General features: G+C 71.1%; 18 protein-coding genes and 1 pseudogene. 5 read left to right on the plus strand and 14 right to left on the minus strand.

Going from position 1 to position 16,991, the window contains the following annotated elements; genetic code table 11:
* Window positions 1-81 precede the first annotated feature (81 nt).
* The 3 genes from ACQP2O_RS28020 to ACQP2O_RS28030 form a co-directional block, all read right to left on the minus strand.
* Window positions 82-882, minus strand: a complete 801-nt coding sequence (locus ACQP2O_RS28020; RefSeq protein ID WP_433170087.1) for an AfsR/SARP family transcriptional regulator — start codon at window positions 880-882, stop codon at window positions 82-84.
* A gap of 320 nt (window positions 883-1,202) precedes the next feature.
* On the minus strand, window positions 1,203-2,138 hold the full coding sequence (locus tag ACQP2O_RS28025; RefSeq protein ID WP_433170089.1) for an aromatase/cyclase: 936 nt from the start codon (window positions 2,136-2,138) through the stop codon (window positions 1,203-1,205).
* Window positions 2,139-2,158: 20 nt separating this feature from the next.
* A complete protein-coding gene (locus ACQP2O_RS28030; RefSeq protein WP_433170091.1) occupies window positions 2,159-2,947 on the minus strand; it encodes an SDR family NAD(P)-dependent oxidoreductase in 789 nt (262 codons plus the stop codon).
* Between the two features lie 129 nt (window positions 2,948-3,076).
* On the opposite strand from ACQP2O_RS28030, the gene ACQP2O_RS28035 reads away from it, so the two are divergent.
* On the plus strand, window positions 3,077-3,565 hold the full coding sequence (locus tag ACQP2O_RS28035; protein WP_433170093.1) for a nuclear transport factor 2 family protein: 489 nt from the start codon (window positions 3,077-3,079) through the stop codon (window positions 3,563-3,565).
* Window positions 3,566-3,585: 20 nt separating this feature from the next.
* On the opposite strand, the gene ACQP2O_RS28040 is transcribed toward ACQP2O_RS28035, so the two are convergent.
* Both ACQP2O_RS28040 and ACQP2O_RS28045 read right to left on the minus strand, forming a co-directional pair.
* Entirely contained in the window at window positions 3,586-4,335 is a 750-nt protein-coding gene (locus ACQP2O_RS28040) for an ABC transporter permease (protein WP_433170095.1), read from the minus strand.
* Entirely contained in the window at window positions 4,325-5,206 is an 882-nt protein-coding gene (locus ACQP2O_RS28045; RefSeq protein ID WP_433170097.1) for an ABC transporter ATP-binding protein, read from the minus strand. The genes ACQP2O_RS28040 and ACQP2O_RS28045 overlap by 11 nt, the downstream gene beginning before the upstream one ends.
* 60 nt (window positions 5,207-5,266) lie before the next feature.
* Here ACQP2O_RS28045 and ACQP2O_RS28050 point away from each other — a divergent pair, with 60 nt between their 5' ends.
* Window positions 5,267-5,797, plus strand: coding sequence for a TetR/AcrR family transcriptional regulator (locus ACQP2O_RS28050; protein WP_433170099.1), 531 nt, complete (start codon window positions 5,267-5,269; stop codon window positions 5,795-5,797).
* 60 nt (window positions 5,798-5,857) lie between these two features.
* On the opposite strand, the gene ACQP2O_RS28055 is transcribed toward ACQP2O_RS28050, so the two are convergent.
* On the minus strand, window positions 5,858-6,391 hold the full coding sequence (locus ACQP2O_RS28055; protein ID WP_433170101.1) for a YkgB family protein: 534 nt from the start codon (window positions 6,389-6,391) through the stop codon (window positions 5,858-5,860).
* A gap of 27 nt (window positions 6,392-6,418) precedes the next feature.
* Window positions 6,419-6,607: pseudogene (locus ACQP2O_RS28060) on the minus strand (DUF5999 family protein); the annotation flags it as partial.
* Between the two features lie 173 nt (window positions 6,608-6,780).
* Here ACQP2O_RS28060 and ACQP2O_RS28065 point away from each other — a divergent pair.
* Together ACQP2O_RS28065 and ACQP2O_RS28070 are read left to right on the plus strand one after the other, a co-directional pair.
* Window positions 6,781-7,434: a sigma-70 family RNA polymerase sigma factor gene (locus ACQP2O_RS28065; RefSeq protein WP_433170103.1), complete on the plus strand. Its 654-nt coding sequence runs from the start codon at window positions 6,781-6,783 to the stop codon at window positions 7,432-7,434.
* On the plus strand, window positions 7,431-7,652 hold the full coding sequence (locus tag ACQP2O_RS28070; protein ID WP_433170105.1) for a hypothetical protein: 222 nt from the start codon (window positions 7,431-7,433) through the stop codon (window positions 7,650-7,652). The genes ACQP2O_RS28065 and ACQP2O_RS28070 overlap by 4 nt, the downstream gene beginning before the upstream one ends.
* A 92-nt stretch (window positions 7,653-7,744) precedes the next feature.
* On the opposite strand, the gene ACQP2O_RS28075 is transcribed toward ACQP2O_RS28070, so the two are convergent.
* The 7 genes from ACQP2O_RS28075 to ACQP2O_RS28105 all read right to left on the minus strand — a co-directional run bounded on the left by ACQP2O_RS28075 (window position 7,745) and on the right by ACQP2O_RS28105 (window position 15,790).
* On the minus strand, window positions 7,745-8,584 hold the full coding sequence (locus ACQP2O_RS28075) for a patatin-like phospholipase family protein (RefSeq protein ID WP_433170107.1): 840 nt from the start codon (window positions 8,582-8,584) through the stop codon (window positions 7,745-7,747).
* A gap of 180 nt (window positions 8,585-8,764) precedes the next feature.
* Window positions 8,765-10,195 (minus strand): PLP-dependent aminotransferase family protein, encoded by a 1,431-nt coding sequence (locus ACQP2O_RS28080; protein ID WP_433170109.1) that lies wholly within the window; start codon window positions 10,193-10,195, stop codon window positions 8,765-8,767.
* Window positions 10,196-10,253: 58 nt separating this feature from the next.
* The gene (locus ACQP2O_RS28085; RefSeq protein ID WP_433170111.1) at window positions 10,254-11,375 is read right to left on the minus strand and encodes an ABC transporter ATP-binding protein; all 1,122 of its coding nucleotides are present in this window, start codon (window positions 11,373-11,375) and stop codon (window positions 10,254-10,256) included.
* 40 nt (window positions 11,376-11,415) lie between these two features.
* The gene (locus tag ACQP2O_RS28090; RefSeq protein WP_433170112.1) at window positions 11,416-12,444 is read right to left on the minus strand and encodes an NAD(P)-dependent alcohol dehydrogenase; all 1,029 of its coding nucleotides are present in this window, start codon (window positions 12,442-12,444) and stop codon (window positions 11,416-11,418) included.
* Window positions 12,445-12,452: 8 nt separating this feature from the next.
* Window positions 12,453-13,397, minus strand: a complete 945-nt coding sequence (locus tag ACQP2O_RS28095) for a carbohydrate ABC transporter permease (protein WP_433170114.1) — start codon at window positions 13,395-13,397, stop codon at window positions 12,453-12,455.
* Window positions 13,394-14,326: a carbohydrate ABC transporter permease gene (locus tag ACQP2O_RS28100; RefSeq protein ID WP_433170116.1), complete on the minus strand. Its 933-nt coding sequence runs from the start codon at window positions 14,324-14,326 to the stop codon at window positions 13,394-13,396. Before ACQP2O_RS28100 ends, ACQP2O_RS28095 begins: the two co-directional genes overlap by 4 nt.
* Complete coding sequence (locus tag ACQP2O_RS28105; protein WP_433170118.1) at window positions 14,327-15,790, minus strand: extracellular solute-binding protein; 1,464 nt, start codon at window positions 15,788-15,790, stop codon at window positions 14,327-14,329.
* Window positions 15,791-15,967: 177 nt separating this feature from the next.
* On the opposite strand from ACQP2O_RS28105, the gene ACQP2O_RS28110 reads away from it, so the two are divergent.
* A complete protein-coding gene (locus ACQP2O_RS28110) occupies window positions 15,968-16,969 on the plus strand; it encodes a zinc-dependent alcohol dehydrogenase family protein (RefSeq protein ID WP_433170120.1) in 1,002 nt (333 codons plus the stop codon).
* The last annotated feature ends 22 nt before the right edge of the window (window positions 16,970-16,991 follow it).

The raw sequence follows: 16,991 nt of genomic DNA on the forward strand, positions 1-16,991 counted from the left end.
TTTACATAGTAAGTTTCGGAAAGGTGAACCGTACGGAAGGGGGCCGCGCCTTGTGGGCGCGGCCCCCTTCCGTACCGCAGGTCAGGCCGTCGGCTGCAGGTCTCGCGACCGCAGCCGGGAGGCGTCGAGGGAACCCCCGTTGAGGACCTCTCGATGGACCCGCTTGACCTCGGCCGACGGGTCGAGACCGAGCTCGTCGTTCAGCAGCGTCCGCAGGCTCTGGTACGCCTCGAGGGCGTCACCGCGCCGGCCGGCCTTGTTCAGGGCGATGATGAGCTGGGCGTGGAACCACTCGTTGTACCGGTGGCTCACCACCAGGCGGCGCAGCTCGGGGATGACCGCGCGGTGGTCGCCGAGCTCCATGTCGGCCTGGACCCGCAGCTCCAGCGCGGTGATCCGCTGTTCTTCCAGGTGGGTGGCGTACCCCTGCAGGAGCGTGCCGTGGTCCACGTTCGACAGCGCGGCGCCCTTCCACAGGCTGAGCGCGGCGCGTACCTGCCGGGCGCTGCGCTCGACGTGCCCGGCGGCCTGCAGCGCCCGGCTCTGCTCGATCAGCCGGTCGAACTCCCGGAAGTCCAGCTGCGCCTCGTCCACGCGCAGGATGTATCCGGGCGGAACCGTCTCTATCATTCGCGAGGCCTGCTGCTCCCCCAGTTCCCGGGCGAACGCCTTACGGAGTTGATAAATGTAGGTCTGCGCCGTGGTGACGGCGCTTTTCGGCGGCTCTTCGCCCCACAGTTCCTCGATTACCGAATCGAGGCTGACGACCTGATTGGCGCGGAGGAGCAGCAGAGCCAGGACCTGGCGGATCTTCGGCGCGCTCGGGGTGCACACGCGCTGGTCGTGGATGACTTCCAGAGAACCCAGCAGATTGAATTTCATGGAATATCTCCGTTCGCGGCCGACCCGTCCGCGTTCGGATCGCGATCGGGGCAGTCGGCCTGGAACGACGTTAAGCAGAACACCGACGCCCCTCAAGAGCGGAACCACGGAATGACCCCCGAAAGGACCGGGAGGCACATCGGGGATGTCCCTTTCGGGGCACGCGCTGGTCAGGGGAGGTGACTCCCCCGGCACACCTCGTGCCCCTTCCCGCGTACGCCGGCACCCCCGCGCCGTTCGCGCCCGGACGGCGAACGCCCTTCCCCCGGACGGGACACCGAAACCGGGGAAAGGGCGTTCGCGGCGGCGGGGACGGGCCGTCACCCGGCCTCCACGAAGGTCTTGGCGTGGCCGAGGGTGGCGGCGCTGTTGCCCCCGGCGGCCTTGCGGATGAAGTCCTTGGCCTGCTGGACGGTCGCGCCGGCGCCGAGCACCGTCTCGACGGCCTCCTCCCGTACCGTCACGGTGTGCCGCGAGGTGGCCAGGACCCCGTCGGCGGTCTTGGCCACGGTCCACTCCCCCACGTGCGCGGTCATCAGCGCCGGCGGGAGGGTCTGCTTGTACACGATCCGCTCGGCGGGGAAGCAGACCCGTACGGACTCGGTGGTGTGCACCGACCCGTCGGCGGCGCGGGTGTCCATCGTCATCACCTGGATGCCGGGGACCTCCTCGCGTACCTTCAGGTCCCCGACGTGCGGCAGCCGGTCCGGCCAGCGGGCGGCGTCGTAGAGGAACTCGTAGACGGCCTCGGGTGCGCCGTCCACCAGGACGGAGTCCTCGAAGGAGAAGGTCAGCGCCGCGGTGCGGTCGTGTTCCTCGGCGAGGGTCTTGATGTTGGCCAGTTCGGTGCGGCTGTTGCGGTCGGTGGCCCGGCCGATCCAGTCCAGGTGCGCGGGGTCGTCGTCGACGGCGGTGAAGTCGTGGGTGAGCGTGAGGCGGGTGCAGCCGTCCGGGCCGGCCTCGACGATCCACTCTCCGCCCATGGAGGCCACCGGCGGGGCGGAGACCTCCTGACGGAACGCCACCTTCCCGGCTTCCCGGTCGACGTCGCGGCGGGACGTCCAGTGCTTGACGTCGTCGTTGGCGGTGGCCCAGATCGACAGCCGCTCGGCCGGCGAGTCGAGCGCGGTCCGGTCGACGTGGATGGTGGGCCCGAAGTGCAGCGGCCAGTCGGCGGCGTCCGCGATGATCTGGAATACCAGGTCCGGAGCCGCACCGATGTCGATCCGGTGGACGGTGTGCTGGGTCGCGGTCACTGTGATCATCCTTCCGGCGGCTAGTAGATCCCCAGCCCGCCGCAGACGTTGAGCGCCTGGGCGGTGATGGAGGCGGCGGTGTCGGTCGCCAGGTAGTCGACCAGGCCGGCGACCTCGTCGGGGGTCGAGTAGCGGCCGAGCGGGATCTTGTCGTTGAACCGGCTCAGCACGTCCTCTTCGGTGGTCTGCCACACGGCGGCGTGCGCCTGACGGACTCGCACCGCCATCGGCGTCTCCACGTAACCGGGGCAGACCGCGTTCACGGTGACGCCGGTGCCGGCCAGTTCCTTGGCCAGGGCCTTGGTGAAGCCGATGACGCCGGCCTTGGACGCCGAGTAGGGCGCTCCGAGCGGGACGCCCTGCTTTCCGCCGGTGGAGGCGATGTTGATGATCCGCCCACCGGCCGCGCCGGCGAGCCCGCCGGCCGCGAGCGCCTCACGCGTCACGAGGAAGACGCTGTTCAGGTTGGTGTCGATCACGTCGTACCACAGGTCGTCGGCGAGCTCGGCGGTCACGCCGCCGCCACTGCGCCCGGCGTTGTTGACCAGCACCGTGATCGGGCCGTACCGCTCGACCGCGGCGGCCACGAGGTGCCGCACGGACTCCTTGGACCGCACGTCGGCCTCCGCGCCGTCCACGTCCAGGCCCTCGGCGCGCAGTTCCTTGACCGTGGACACGACGTTCTCGGTGGTGCGCGCGCAGATGAAGACGCGGAGTCCGCGCCGGGCCAGTCGCCGGGTCACGGCGAGGCCGATCCCGCTGGTGGCGCCGGTGATCAGCGCCACCGGTGCGCCGTCTGTGCTACTCATCAGCCTTTCCCTCCGTCGGTGCTTCCGCATCCGCACAATGGCCGGTCCGCCTCGACGCCGGGCGGATCCTCACTGGAGCCGACCGGGCCTCCAGCGGGCTTCGAAGCGCCGCGGTCATGCTCGCCGCTGGTGCGCGAGCCCACCGGAACCGGAGCGAAGGAGAAGGCCACGATGACCGAGCAGCTGATCGGCGATGTCGCGGACACCCGCGTTTACCAGGAGGTCCAGCACTTCTACGGACGTCAGATGCGCCTGCTCGACGAGGGCGCCGTCACCGCGTGGGCCGAGACCTTCACCGAGGACGGGGTCTTCGCCGCCAACGGGCATCCCGCGCCGTCCGTCGGTCGCGCGGCGATCGAGGCGGGCGCCCGCAAGGCCGTCGAGGCTCTCGTCGAGCAGGGGATCCAGCGCCGGCACTGGCTGGGCATGCTGGAGGTGGCCGAACGCGGCGACGGCGCCGTCGTCGCCCGCACCTACGCGCTGATCGTGAGCACGCCGCGCGGTGGCCGGGCGGCCGTTCACCTCAGCTGCACCTGCGAGGACGTGCTGGTCCGCGAGGACGGCCGGCTCCTGGTCCGCCACCGTGAGGTCAACCGCGACGATCTTCCGCCGCAGTGAGCGGAGCTCTCCGCCGGCGGCTAGGCGGTGCGGTGAGTACGGCGCAGCGCCCCCAGGGCCGCCAGGGCGCCGGCGATGACCGTGATGGCGGTGATGGCCAGGACGGCGCGGGTGTAGACGCCGGCGGGACGCCCGCCGAGGGCGGCCTGGAAACCGCGGACCGCCCAGTAGGCGGGCAGGGCGGGTGCCAGGTCGCCGATCCAGCGGGGCAGGCCGGCGAGGGGGACGAGGGCGCCGCTGAGCCCGGTCGTGATCATCGCGGTGATGTCGGCGATCGCGCCGAGCCGGCCGCGGCTGTTCAGCCAGGCGCCGAGGGCCAGGCCGAGGGCGGTGGCGCAGGACGCCCAGGCCAGCCACAGCAGGGGCAGCCGCCAGGTGCCGGCGGTCAGGTCGAGTCCGTACCACCAGTCGGCCTCGGCGAACAGCAGGGCTTGGAGGGCGAGGAAGACGGTGACGAGCGGCAGGGCCTTGCCGGTCAGGACGGAGACGGGGCGGGCGGGGGTGGCGCGGAGCCGGTCCCAGGTGTGCCAGTCGCGTTCGGCGAGGATCTGTTCGCCGGCGACGTCGAGGGCCAGGAGGGTGAACATGACGGCGGTGCCTGCGGCGGCGCTGGTGGCGCCGGAGACGCCGGGGCCGGCCATCCGCTGGTAGACGGGGTGCAGGACGGCCATGAGGGTGGAGGACATGACCGCGTAGGCGATGAGGGTGCCCGGGTCGCGTACCAGCAGGACGCAGGTGTGGCGGGCGATGACGGCGATGTCACGCGGCATGGGGGGCCTCCGGGGCGGCGAGGTGACGGTACAGGTCGTCGAGGGTCGGCGGGGTGATGTCGATGCCCCGCAGCCGTACGGCGTCGGGGCCCAGGTCGGTGAGGGCGCGGGCGGCGGCCTCGGCGGGCCGGGGTGAGGTGATGAGGAGGGTGTCCTGGTCGTGGTGGCCGGGCGCGGGCCCGTCGAAGCGCAGGCGGGCGGTGCCGGGCAGGCCGTCGAGGAGGGACTGGCGCGGGCCGCGGGCGATGACCCGGCCGTGGGCGGCGACGGCGAGGGTGGCGTCCAGGTCGACGAGTTCGGGCAGGTAGTGGGTGGTGTAGCAGATGGCGGCGCCGTCGTCGGCGCGGGCGCGTACGGCGGTCAGGAGCGCCTGGCGGGTGGCGGGGTCGGCGCCGACGGTGGGTTCGTCGAGCAGCAGGACCTTGGGGCGGTGCAGGAGCGCGGTGGCGGTCTGGACGCGGCGCTGCTGGCCGCCGGAGAGCCGGCCGACGGGCTGGTCGAGCAGGTCGTGCAGGGCCATGGCGGTGGTGACCTGGTCGATCTCGGTGCGCAGGCGGCGGCGGTGGAGTCCGGCCAGGCCGCCGTAGAGGCGCAGGTTGTCGCGGACGGTGGCGGTCGGGTACAGGGCGGGTTCCTGCGGCGCCCAGCCGGTGAGGCGGCGGGCGGTGCGGTGGGCCGGGTCGGCGCCGTCGACGCGGACGTGGCCGGAGTCGGGCCGGTCCAGGCCGCAGGCGATCCGGGCGAAGGTGGTCTTGCCGGCGCCGTTGTGGCCTATGAGGCCGCAGATCTCCCCCGCCGCGACGGTGAGGTCGAAGCCGTCGAGGGCGGTGGCCGTGCCGAATCGTCTGCGCAGCCGGGTGGCGTGAAGCATGGGCACTCCCAACGAAGTATACAGCGTATATATACACTGTATACGGAGGTGGGGTGGTCGATGCCCAGGAGAGGACTGACGCGCGGCGAGATCGTCGACGCGACGTGGGACCTGGCGGCGCAGCGGGGGCTCGCGGCGGTGACGATGCGCGCGGTCGCCGAGCAGCTGGGGGTGACGCCCATGGCGCTGTACCGGCATGTCGGGGACAAGCAGGGCCTGCTCGACGGCCTGGTGGAACGCCTGCTCGGGGAGATCCCCGAGCCGGACCCGGCGCTGCCGTGGCGGGAGCGGCTGCGCGAGCTGGCCGCCGGGATCCGGGCGGTGGCGCGGTCACACCCGGACCTGTTCCCGCTGCTGTTCCACCGCCCGGCGGTGACCGAGGCGGCACGCCGCCCCCGGGACGCGGCCTACGACGCGTTGCGTGAGGCCGGGCTGGCCGGGGACGACGTCGTACGGGCGGAGCGGCTGCTGTCGACGTTCATCCTGGGGTTCGCGGCCTCCGAGGCGGGCGGCCGGTTCGCTCACCTGAACGCCGAGGCGGAGTTCGGTTACGCCGCCGACGCCATCGTGCGCCTGCTCGAGAAGGACTGACGGTCTCCGGCGCCGACGTCGTCGCGTCCGCGAACAGGTGCGCCAGGGACACCGCACAGCTCACCCGACACTCACGATCTTTCGGCCGTGGGGTGGCGCGTTGTTCACGCGCTTCCTTCGGGCGACCTCGAGCGAGTCGCCCAGCGTCCATAGCGCCACGCCGATCAACACGAGGTCCTTGAGGAGAAACTGCCCAGGCTGGGCCGAGAGTACTGGGAACCCGCCGGCGAAGGTGTCGACGACCCCTGGGGTGGTGAACAGGAAGCTCAGCGTTCCCACGAACAGCATGACCGCGAGAGCGCTGCCTATGGCAGAGAGCCTGGGCCAGAGCAGGTGAACGGCGATGAGCACCGCAGCGATGATCTCCATACTGCCCAGAGCGTTCGCGACCGTCCTATAACTCAGGAAGTCGTACAGCCAGCTCAGGAGGGGGCTGTGTTCGACCAGCACTCGGCTTTCCATTTTGACGTACTTGCCCGCACCGATCCACGCCAGGACAACGACTAGCCCATATCGGCTCACCAATCGACCGGCTACCGCGATCCGGCCGCCGGCTCTTTCCAGTGATGCCGGAATATTTGACACGTTCGCCATGATGATTCCTCTCGCCATGGAGCTTGATCACTCAGTGATGATCGAGTCGACTCGACGGTCGGCGACGCGGCCGTCGGGGAGCAGTTCGCCGGTGTCGTCGAAGACGACGACACCGTTGCACAGCAGGCTCCAGCCCTGTTCGGGGTGGAAGGCCACGACACGGGCCGCCGCGCGATCGCGGGCGGTCGCCGCCGGACACCGGGGACGGTGCGGGCACGTGCCCTTGGCTGTTCGATGGGATGCGGATGTTCGCGGCTTCGATGCGGTCCTGCCGCCCAGTGAGTTGGTCATGTCTTGTTGGCATCGCCGCCGCGCGGAGTCTTACCTGCGAATTCTTCGCCGGCGGGTGGTGGTTAGCATGAAACGTATGGGTGACGCCGGAGCGCGCCGTGGATGAGATCTCGGCCACCCGTACCTCTCTCGACGCCGAGTCGGGTGAGTGGCTGCGGGTGCTCACCTGCGGTGGGGCGGAGCAGGAGGCAGCCGTGGGGCGGCTGCATGGACTGCTCCTGCGGGTCGCCAGGAGCGAGGTGCGAAGGCGCGGTGTTCAGCTGCGCGTCACTGGCCCTGAGCTGGACGATCTGGCGTATCAGGCCGCGGCCGACGCGCTGTTGGCCATCACCGCCAAGATCAGAGAGTTCCGTGGTGAGAGCCGGTTCACGACCTGGGCCTACAAGTTCGTGATCCTTGAGGTGTCCGTGAAGGTCGGGCGGCATTTCTGGCGACGTTGCCCCGCCGTGCCGTTCGAAGGTGCCGACTGGGAGCGTCTGCCGGATCGGTTCGGCTTCGACCCGGCCAGGGAGTCGGAGTGGCGCGATCTGCTCGCCGCACTACGCCGGGCCGTGCAGGAGAAGTTGACCGAACGGCAGCGGCGGATCTTCGTGGCGATCGTGCTCAACGGCGTTCCGCTGGACGCCTTGGTCCTCCAGCTCGGTTCTAACCGGAACGCGATTTACAAGACGATGTTCGAGGCCAGGCGCAAGCTGCGGGCCGCGCTCGCCGCGAACGGCTATGTGGACAACGACCTGTCGAGGCCCTCATGAACGGCCGGGCTGAACTGGACCGCTTCCTGCACACCGACCCACAGGACGTGGGGTGCGACAAGGCGATGGCCATGCTCCACGTCTACGTCGAGCTGGTGGCGCAGGAAGCCGGGGCCGAACAGCGCTACCCGGGCATCGCCGCGCACCTGCGCGCGTGCGGCCCGTGCTCGGAGGATTTCGAGGGCCTGCTGGCCGCGGTATGCGGCCGGCCGGACTGAGGAGCCCAGACGCCTCTGACCACGGGCCAGGTCACCGGCATCCGCCGGCCCAGGCGTTCACGGTCATTCTTGCGCGCGCGATGCCAGCCCGGTCACGTAATGGCCGCGGCACCTGGCCGTCCGCCACTATCCCGGTGGACATCCAGCCAGGCGTGAACCAGCCGCTCTCCCTCTTCGATCAGGGCGGGTGTGTCATGGAAGTCGAAAGGGTTCACCGTCTCGAGGCTGGGTCCGGGCAGCATCCAGACTTCATGTCGGGCGCCGGCGATCGCATTCACCGAGGCGTGGCCCAGCAACTGGCTCAGCGCGCGCAGCGCGGTCGGCACCGCGCCCTGCGGGAGGAACTCAGGCGCGCATCGGCCGAGGGAAGGCAGCACGTAGCTGATGTCCGCGCCCAGAGCCTCGGCCTGCAGTACGGGGGTGGCCGCGGCGATCCCGCCGTCGTAGAGCAGCCGCCCGCCGATCTCGACGGCGGGAAACACGCCTGGCAGCGCGCTGCTGGCAAGCAGCGCCTGCACCGTAGTCCCCCGGGAGAGGATGACCGGTTCGCCGCCGGCCAGATCGGTCGCCACCACGTGTGCGGGCAGCGTCAAGCCGTCGAGGTTCGTTTCGCCCAGCTCACGCTCCAACAGCCGCTGCAGCGCCTTCTGGGAGGAGAGCCCGCTGCCGCGGCCCACCAGCGCATTAGCCAGGCTCCACGCCGAGACTGGGAACACGTTCTTGCGCTTCACCGAGTACCACAGCATCTCCAGACGCTCGATCTGGGCCAATGTGGGCTCCAGCGCGAAGCAGACCGCGTTGATCGCTCCAGCCGAGGAGCCCACCACTAGATCGGGTCGGATTCCCGCCTCGGTCAGGGCACGCAACATCCCCACCTGCGTGGCGGCAACGCTACCGCCACCCTCGAATACGAAAGCGGTCCGCCACCGCATGCCGATCTCCTCCCTCGCTTCAGCATCGGTCCGAGTGGTCATGTGTTGTTGGCGTCGCCACCGGGCGGAGTCTTACGCTGCGGAATCCATGTGCACCTCGAGTCTGTGCTGGACGCCGAGGCGATGGTCGACCGGCCACGCGGGAGATCATGGGCCGGCTCCCCTACTTCGCTGAGAGGGTCAGGACCGGCCGGCGAACGCGCGGTGCAGGTGCCGGAGGCCGTCGCCGATCCGCTCGACCGGGATGAGGCCGTAGCCGAGGACCAGTCCCTCCTGCGGCCGCTCGGCGCAGTAGCCGTCGAGGGTCTCGACGGCGACGCCGAGCCGGCGGGCCCGGTCGCGTACTCCCCCGAGGTCGGCGCGGACGCCCGGGTTCAGCCGCGCGCACAGGTGCAGGCCCGCCGTGGAGGGTACGACGGTGAGCCGGTCGGCGAAGTCCTCCTCCAGTGCGGTGGTGAGGCGTTCGCGGCGTGCCGCGTAGATCCGGGCGGCCTTGCGGACGTGACGGGCCAGTTCCCCGGAGTCGATGAGGCGGGCGAGGGCGGCTTGGGCGGCGGGGTCGCCGTGGGAGTCGGCGAGCTGCTTGGCGGCGCGGAGCGCCGGCCGCAGCGCGGCGGGGGCGATCAGGAACCCGGCGCGCAGCATCGGTGACAGGGTCTTGGAGAAGGTGCCGACATAGACGACGCGGCCGGTGCGGTCGAGGCTCTGCAGGGGCTGCAGCGGGCGGGCGGAGAACCGGAACTCGCTGTCATAGTCGTCTTCGACGATCACGGCGCCGTGGCGGGCCGCCCAGGCGAGCAGCGCGGTGCGCCGGCCGGCGGACATCGGCGTGCCGAGCGGGAACTGGTGGGAGGGCGTGACGTACACCAGGCGGGCGTCGGGCGGGAGCGCGGTGACGTCGATGCCGTCCTCGTCGACGGGCACGCCGGTGACCCGGGCGCCGGCGGCGGTGAACAGGCGCCGTGCGGGAGGGTAGCCGGGTTCTTCGACGGCGACGCGGTCGCCGGGGACCAGCAGGACGCGGGCGATGAGGTCGAGGGCCTGCTGGGCGCCCTGCGTGACCAGCACGTCGTCGGCGTCGGCCCGGACCGAGCGGGACACCCCGAGGTAGCGGGCGATGGCCGCGCGCAGGCCGGCGTGCCCGGCGGGGTCGCCGTAGCCGGCGGCGCGGACGGCCGAGGCGCGCAGTTCGCCGGTGAGGAGACGGCGCCAGGTGGCGAGGGGGAACAGGTCGCCGTCGGGCCGGCCGACCCCGAAGTCGTAGGCGGCCGGGGGTCCGGTGGCGTGCGGCATGGGGGTGCGGGCGTCCCAGGGCGGGCGGGGCCGTACCGCGCCGCCGGAGGGAGCGGTCCGGGGGCGCGTGCCGGGGGCCTGCCCTGCCGCGACGAAGGTGCCGGCGCCGACGCGGGCGGCCACGAAGCCCTCCGCGGTCAGGCGCTCGTAGGCGACGCACACGGTGTTGCGGGAGACCTGGAGGCGGCGGGCGAGGTCGCGTGTGGGCGGCAGGCGTTCCCCCGGGCGCAGCCGGCCGTCCAGGATCGCGTCGAGGAGCCCGCGGTAGATGCGGGAGGCCAGGTCGCCGGGACCGTCCAGGCTGATGTGCGGGTCCACGGCCCGACCCTATATTCGCCCATTCGAGCCACCTGATTTCAGCTCATACTCCTACCGATCAGGCGGGCAGGCGGTCGCCGGTGACGGCGGAGAACAGCCGTTCCTTGCCCTGCGCGATCCGCAGCCGGACCCGGTCGCCCTTGGCCGGCGGCGCGTTCGGGTCGACCCGGGCGATGACGGTGTTCTCGGCCAGCGCCGGGTCGGTCGTGTCGGCGTACCGGCCGTACAGGAAGGCGTCCGAGCCGAGTTCCTCGACGACGGAGACGGTGACGGGGAACGTCATGGAGTCCGCGCCGCCCTCGCCTTCGCCGACCACGTCGACGGCCTCGGGCCGGAAGCCCACGACGACCCGGTCGTCGCCCTCGTCGGTGAGCGCCTTGAGGGTCGCCTGCGACAGCCGGATCCGCAGCCCGGCCAGGACCGCGTCCTCCCCCTCGACGCGGTACTCCGCCAGGTTCATCGACGGGGAGCCGATGAACCCGGCGACGAAGACGTTCGCCGGATGCTGGTACAGGGTCAGCGGCGTGGCGACCTGCTGCAGGAGCCCGTCCTTGAGGACGGCGACCCGGTCGCCCATCGTCATCGCCTCGACCTGGTCGTGGGTCACGTACACGGTCGTGACGCCCAGCCGGCGCTGCAGGCCGGCGATCTGGGCGCGGGTCTGCACGCGCAGCTTGGCGTCCAGGTTCGACAGCGGCTCGTCCAGCAGGTACACCTTCGGCTCGCGCACGATCGCCCGGCCCATGGCCACACGCTGCCGCTGCCCGCCGGACAGCGCCTTGGGCTTGCGGTCCAGGAACTCCTCCAGGTCCAGCAGGCGGGCCGCCTCAAGGACCCGGCGGTCGCGTTCGTCCCTGGGGACCTTCATGACGCGCAGCGCGAATCCCATGTTGTCGGCCACGGACATGTGCGGGTACAGCGCGTAGTTCTGGAACACCATCGCGATGTCCCGGTCGCGTGGCGGCAGGTGGGTGACGTCGCGGTCCCCGATGGAGATCCGCCCGTGATCGACCCGTTCGAGCCCGGCGAGCATCCGCAGGGAGGTGGACTTGCCGCAGCCCGAGGGCCCGACGAGGACGAGGAACTCCCCGTCGGAGATGTCGAGGTCGAGGGCGTCCACCGCGGGCCGGTCGGACCCGGGGTAGACGCGGGTCGCCTCTTGGTAAACGACCTGGGCCATTGCTTCCTCCTTACGGTGGGCTCACGACGGTGGCCGCCGTTTACTCCTGCGGCCGTACCACCGCCTTGACCAGCGCGGGGTCGCGGGCGCCGGCGGTGAGCGCCTGCTCGACGTCGGCCAGGCCGTAGTGGCCGCTGACCAGGACGTCCAGCTGGACGCGTCCCGAGGCGGCCAGCGCGATGGCCGCCGGCCAGGTGCCCGCGTAGCGGAAGGTGCCGGTCACCTGGATCTCGCGGGTCTGCACGTGGGACAGCGGCAGTGGGATCTGCTCCCCGCCCATGCCGACCAGGACGACCCGCCCGGCGCGCCCCACGGCGCGGACGGCCTCGGCGATGGCGAGGGGATGACCGGAGCATTCGAGGAGCACGTCGGGTTCGAACCCGGCCTCGGGCAGGGCGGTGTGGCGGACGTCGAGGGCGGCGGTCGCGCCGAGGTCGCGGGCGAGTGCGAGCCGGGCGGGATTGACGTCGGTGACCATGACGTCGGTGGCGCCGAAGGCCCGCGCGGTCTGCAGGCACAGCAGCCCGACCGGGCCCGCGCCGGTGACCAGGACGCGTGCGCCCGGGGCGACCCGCGCCTTGCGGCAGGCCCACACCCCCACCGACAGCGGCTCGATCAGGGCCGCCGCGTCGTCGGACAGGCCGTCGGGGACGGGATGGGCGAACTCCTCGTGCAGGGTGACGTACTCGCAGAAGGCGCCGTCGATGGGGGGCGTGCCGAAGAACCGCATCTTCGGGCAGAGGTTGTAGCGGCCGGCGCGGCACTGCGGGCAGGTGAAGTCGGGCACGCCCGGCTCGAGCGAGACCCGCTGCCCGGGGCGGTGCCGGCGGGCGTCCGGCCCGGCGGCGGTCACGGTCCCGGCGGGTTCGTGGCCGAGGATCAGAGGGGATTCCACGACGAAGTCGCCGATCCGGCCGTGTTCGTAGTAGTGCACGTCGGAGCCGCACGTGCCGACCGCGGCGACCCGGACGAGGACCTCGCGAGGGCCGGGCCGCGGCCGGGACCGCTCCTCGATCGTGATCTTCCCGATGTCGTGGAGGACGGCGGCGCGCATGGTGTGCTCGGCCATGGCCCCTCCTACTCTCCGGTGACGGCGCCGAGGGTCAGCCCGGTGACCAGCCAGCGGCGCACGGCCAGCCCGGCGAGCATCATCGGCACGACGACGATCGTTCCGATGGCGGTCAGCTGACCCCAGTCGATGCCGGTCTGGGTGACCAGCTGGGAGGCCGCGATCGGCAGCGTCTGGGAGTTCGGCCCGGAGAAGACCACCGCGAAGGCGTAGTCGTTCCAGGCGAAGACCAGGCACAGCACGAACGTCGTGACCAGCCCCGACTTGGTCAGCGGCAGGACGACCGTGCGGAAGGCCTGCCAGCGGGTGCAGCCGGACACCAGCGCGGACTCCTCCAGCGACGGGGGCACGTCGGCGAAGAACGCGCTCATCAGCCAGATCGCGAACGGCAGGTTGAACGTCAGGTAAGCCAGCACCAGACCGGGGATCGAGTCGATCAGCCCGAGCCCGCGGAAGATCAGGAACAGCGGGACGACGACCGCCGCGATCGGCGCCATCCGGGTCGAGATGATCCAGAACGCCAGGTGCCGTTTGCCGCGCATCTGGGTGCGGGCCAGGCCGTACCCGGCGAGCGCGCCCAGACCGACCGCGAGGACCGCTGAGATCCCGGCCGCGAGCACACTGTGCCAGATGTAGGGCGTCAGGTTGTTCGAGCCGGTGAACAGGTTGCGGTAGTTCTGCAGGGTCGGGGAGAACACGACCTGCGGGGTGCCCGCGGTGACGTCCTTGCGGTTCTTGAACGACGACATCAGCATCCACACCAGCGGCACCAGCGTCCACAGCAACGCCACCACGATGACGAGCGCGACGCCCCACCGGGACCGCCGGCTCGCGGCCTCCAGCGGGGACTGCGGCACGCCGGGCGGGGCGGCCGGAACCTCGCGCCGCTCCTTCAGCGCTACCTGCCCGGCGCCGCCCGGCCGGGGCGGCGGCGGGGTCGTGGGAGTGCTCATCGCGTCAGCCCCCTGGTGTCCAGTAGCCGCACGAACATCCGGGCGATGAAGATCGAGAAGGCCAGCATCGCCAGGCCGATGGCGGCGGCGTAGCCCAGGTCGAAGAACCGGAACGCGGTCTCGTACAACCGGATCGGGACGATCTTGGTGGCGTCCGCCGGTCCGCCGTTGGTGGTGACCCAGATGATGTCGAAGTAGCGGATCGCGTCCATCGAGCGGATCAGCAGGGCCACCAGCAGCACGTTGGAGATCGACGGGAAGATGATGAACCGCAGCGTCATCCACCACGAGGCGCCGTCGACCGCGGCGGCCTCCCGCACCGCCAGCGGCACACTCGCCAGCCCGGCGAGGGTGATCAGGGCGATCAGCGGCGTCCACTCCCACACGTCCATCAGCACGACGGCCGCGAAGGCGCTGGTGGGATTGCCGAGGATGTCGCCGCTGAACCCGAGGGAGCGCAGCACGAACGCGTACAGCCCGAACGTGGAGTCGGTCAGGTAGCGGCCCAGCAGCCCGACGATCGAGGGCGCGGCGAACATCGGCAGCAGCACCAGGCTGAGCAGCAGGTTACGTCCGCGCAGCACCCGGTGCAGGCACAGGGCGATCGCCACCCCCAGCACCATCTCGAGCCCGACCGTGAGCACGAAGAACACCACGGTCCGCAGCCACGACATCCACATGTCGGCGTCGGTGAAGAACCGCGTCCAGTTCCGGACGCCGACCGGTTGCAGGCGCAGCCCGCCGAGCAGCCGGACCCGGGAGAAGCTCATCGCGATCAGGGCGACGAACGGCACGAGCGACAGGGCGGCCAGCAGGATCAGGCCGGGCGCCATCATGGTGCCCTCGAAGCCGATCCGCCGGTGCCGGGGGGCGGCCTGCGGCCGGGTCGGCCGCTGCAGAACCGGTGAGGAGTCCGCGACGTGCGCCATCTACGCCACCCACCCCCGTGCGACGATCCGGTCGATCCGCTTCTTGGTCGCGCGCATGGCCTCCTCGGGTGACGCCTCGCCGGTGAGCATCCGCGACAGCTGCGTGTAGATCGCGGTGTCGCACTCGTTCCACATCGGGATCTTCGGTCGCAGGCCGATCCGGTCGGGTTTCCAGGCCTGCGTCACCGCCGACGCCGTGAGCATGTTCGGCATCGACGACGGTCGCTTCTCCGCGGCGCGTACCTCCGGCAGCCGGTAGACGGAGGTACGGGTGGGGGTGCCGCCGCCGGCCTTGCTCTTCAGGTCGGCGAGCTGGGTCGCCGGCGCGGTGGCCCACACGATGAACAGCCAGGCCGCGCCCCGCTCGTTCGGGCGGGTGTTGGCGTTGATGGCCACGCCCGTGCCGCCGTACATGTTGGCGGTGCCGGCCGGGCCCTTCGGCAGCGGCGCGTAGTCGACCTTGCCGGGGAGGACCTGCTCGTTGGTGGCCGCGTACTCGTGCCAGTTCGGGCACATCGCCAGGCGGCCGGCCCGCATCGCGGCGCCCAGCCCGTCCCAGTCCCACGTACGGGAGGCCGGGTCGGCGATGCCGAGCAGGCGGTCATAGAACCGCGCGGCGGCGATCGCGGCGTCCGAGTCGAGCCGGCACGGGCCGGGGTTCTCCGTGCCCAGGCGGCCGACCTTCTTCCCGTTGTCGAAGTAGTCCCCTCCGTAGGACCACAGCACGTTGCTGAAGTCGTTCATCAGCGAGTCGTGCTGGCGCGCCTGGTGCCCGGTGCCGTACGCGACGTCCGATTTGGCGTTCTTGTTGAACCACTCGGCGATCTTGAAGTACTCCTCCCACGTACGGTCACCGCCCGGCGTGGGGTCGAAGCCGAGGTCGTGCGCCATGCGGGCGTGGTACTTGTCGAACAGGTCACGCCGGTAATGCCAGATCATCGTCGGCGCGTCGTAGGGCAGCGTGTAGATCGCGTGCGGGTCGACGAACCGGCCGGCGGCGTCCAGCTGGGTGGGGATGAAGTCCCCGACTCCCCCGGGCACCTTCGGCAGGCTCGGGTCGGCCTGCAACGTGCGCAGGTCCACCAGACCCCGCTGGTACGGCGCCAGGATCTGGTACGGGTCGGCGTAGATCACCTGGTATTCCGCGCCACCCGAGGCCAGGTCCAGGGCGACCCGCTGGGTCACCGCGTTCAGCTCCAGCGTCACGATCTTGATGTTGATGCCGGTCAGGTCCGTGAACGGGCGCACGTTCGCGGCGATCGCCGCGGTCGGCGAGGTGTTCTCGGAGATGAAATTCAACGTGGAGCCCTGGAACTGGCGCCACTGGTCGCCGCCCCTGGCGCGGCGGACGTCACCCTGCGCGCCGCAGGACCCCAGGCCACCGGCCACGGTCAGCGCGGCGCCGGCGGCGAGCGCGCCGCGAAGAACCTCACGCCGGCTCGGCGCGGATGAATCGCGATCCACTGCTCCTCCCGACGGTGCAGAAAAAAGCAGACGGAATATCATCCATTAAACGTTGCAATAAACGAGACAGCGGTATGTTCTAGTGAAATCTACGCAGTTTTGGTTTTTGTATTGCTCAGTTGTTTCCGCAGGTCAAGATGGGTTAGCGTGGAAATCTGTCGCCTGTAGGAGCCCCTCATGCGTGCGGCCGTCATTTCCACACCAGGGTCGCTGTCCGTGCAGACCGTGGCGGATCCGGCGCCGGGGCCCGGCGAGGTCCTGATCGCCCCGCGGGCCGTCGGAGTCTGCGGCACCGATCTGCACATCCTGGACGGGGAGTTCCCGCCCACCCCGTACCCGATCATCCCGGGCCACGAGTTCGCCGGCGAGGTCGTGGCCCTCGGCCCCGGTGTGAGCGACGTCGCGCCCGGCGACCGGGTGGCCGTCGACCCGTCACTGTTCTGCGGGCACTGCGTCTACTGCAAGCGGCAGCGCGGCAACCTGTGCCTGAACTGGAACGCGATCGGCGACACCGTCGACGGCGCGTTCGCCGAGTACGTCGCGGTCCCGGCCGCCAACGTCTACGCGCTCCCGGAGGGCATGCCGTACGCTGCGGGCGCGCTCGTCGAACCGCTGGCCTGCGTGGTCCACGGCCTGCGCCGGCTCGCGATCCCCCCGGGCGGCGAGGTGCTCATCATCGGTGCCGGCACCATCGGCCTGCTGCTCGCCCAGGCCGCCGGCCGCAGCGGCGCCGCCCGGGTGAGCATGGTCGACACCGACCCGGCCCGGCTGGCCAGGGCCGCCGAACTCGGCGCGGACGTCGTGGCCACCAGCGTCGCGGAGGTGCTCGGCGGCCGGGGCATCGGCTTCGAGTACGTCATCGACGCGACCGGTGTGCCCGCCGCGACCCAGGCCGCCCTGCCGGCGCTGTGCCGGGGCGGCACTCTGCTGATCTTCGGGGTGAGCCCGGCCGAGGCGCGGCTGTCGGTCTCGCCGTTCCAGGTCTACAACGACGAGATCAGCGTGATCGGCTCGATGGCGGTGCTGAACACCTTCGAACCGGCGCTGCGGCTCATGGGCTCCGGCGCCATCACCGCCGAAGATCTGATCACGCACCAGGTCCCCCTGGAACGCACCACCGAGGCCTTCACCGCGGTCCGCGAACGCGCCGGACTCAAGGCACAGGTCACCGCCGCCTGAGCGAGCACGACGGTCCCTGCCG

Origin of the sequence: Actinoallomurus sp. CA-150999 (assembly GCF_050942425.1) — a bacterium.
Taxonomy (GTDB): Bacteria; Actinomycetota; Actinomycetes; order Streptosporangiales; family Streptosporangiaceae; genus Actinoallomurus.

What these genes read in the sequence shown, in the direction of transcription:
- ACQP2O_RS28020 (WP_433170087.1), bottom strand. Translation starts at nt 882, where the DNA reads ATGAAATTCAATCTGCTGGGTTCTCTGGAAGTCATCCACGACCAGCGC.
- ACQP2O_RS28030 (WP_433170091.1), bottom strand. Translation starts at nt 2,947, where the DNA reads ATGAGTAGCACAGACGGCGCACCGGTGGCGCTGATCACCGGCGCCACC.
- ACQP2O_RS28040 (WP_433170095.1), bottom strand. Translation starts at nt 4,335, where the DNA reads ATGCCGCGTGACATCGCCGTCATCGCCCGCCACACCTGCGTCCTGCTG.
- ACQP2O_RS28045 (WP_433170097.1), bottom strand. Translation starts at nt 5,206, where the DNA reads ATGCTTCACGCCACCCGGCTGCGCAGACGATTCGGCACGGCCACCGCC.
- ACQP2O_RS28050 (WP_433170099.1), top strand. Translation starts at nt 5,267, where the DNA reads ATGCCCAGGAGAGGACTGACGCGCGGCGAGATCGTCGACGCGACGTGG.
- ACQP2O_RS28055 (WP_433170101.1), bottom strand. Translation starts at nt 6,391, where the DNA reads ATGGCGAACGTGTCAAATATTCCGGCATCACTGGAAAGAGCCGGCGGC.
- ACQP2O_RS28070 (WP_433170105.1), top strand. Translation starts at nt 7,431, where the DNA reads ATGAACGGCCGGGCTGAACTGGACCGCTTCCTGCACACCGACCCACAG.
- ACQP2O_RS28075 (WP_433170107.1), bottom strand. Translation starts at nt 8,584, where the DNA reads ATGCGGTGGCGGACCGCTTTCGTATTCGAGGGTGGCGGTAGCGTTGCC.
- ACQP2O_RS28085 (WP_433170111.1), bottom strand. Translation starts at nt 11,375, where the DNA reads ATGGCCCAGGTCGTTTACCAAGAGGCGACCCGCGTCTACCCCGGGTCC.
- ACQP2O_RS28090 (WP_433170112.1), bottom strand. Translation starts at nt 12,444, where the DNA reads ATGGCCGAGCACACCATGCGCGCCGCCGTCCTCCACGACATCGGGAAG.
- ACQP2O_RS28095 (WP_433170114.1), bottom strand. Translation starts at nt 13,397, where the DNA reads ATGAGCACTCCCACGACCCCGCCGCCGCCCCGGCCGGGCGGCGCCGGG.
- ACQP2O_RS28100 (WP_433170116.1), bottom strand. Translation starts at nt 14,326, where the DNA reads ATGGCGCACGTCGCGGACTCCTCACCGGTTCTGCAGCGGCCGACCCGG.
- ACQP2O_RS28110 (WP_433170120.1), top strand. Translation starts at nt 15,968, where the DNA reads ATGCGTGCGGCCGTCATTTCCACACCAGGGTCGCTGTCCGTGCAGACC.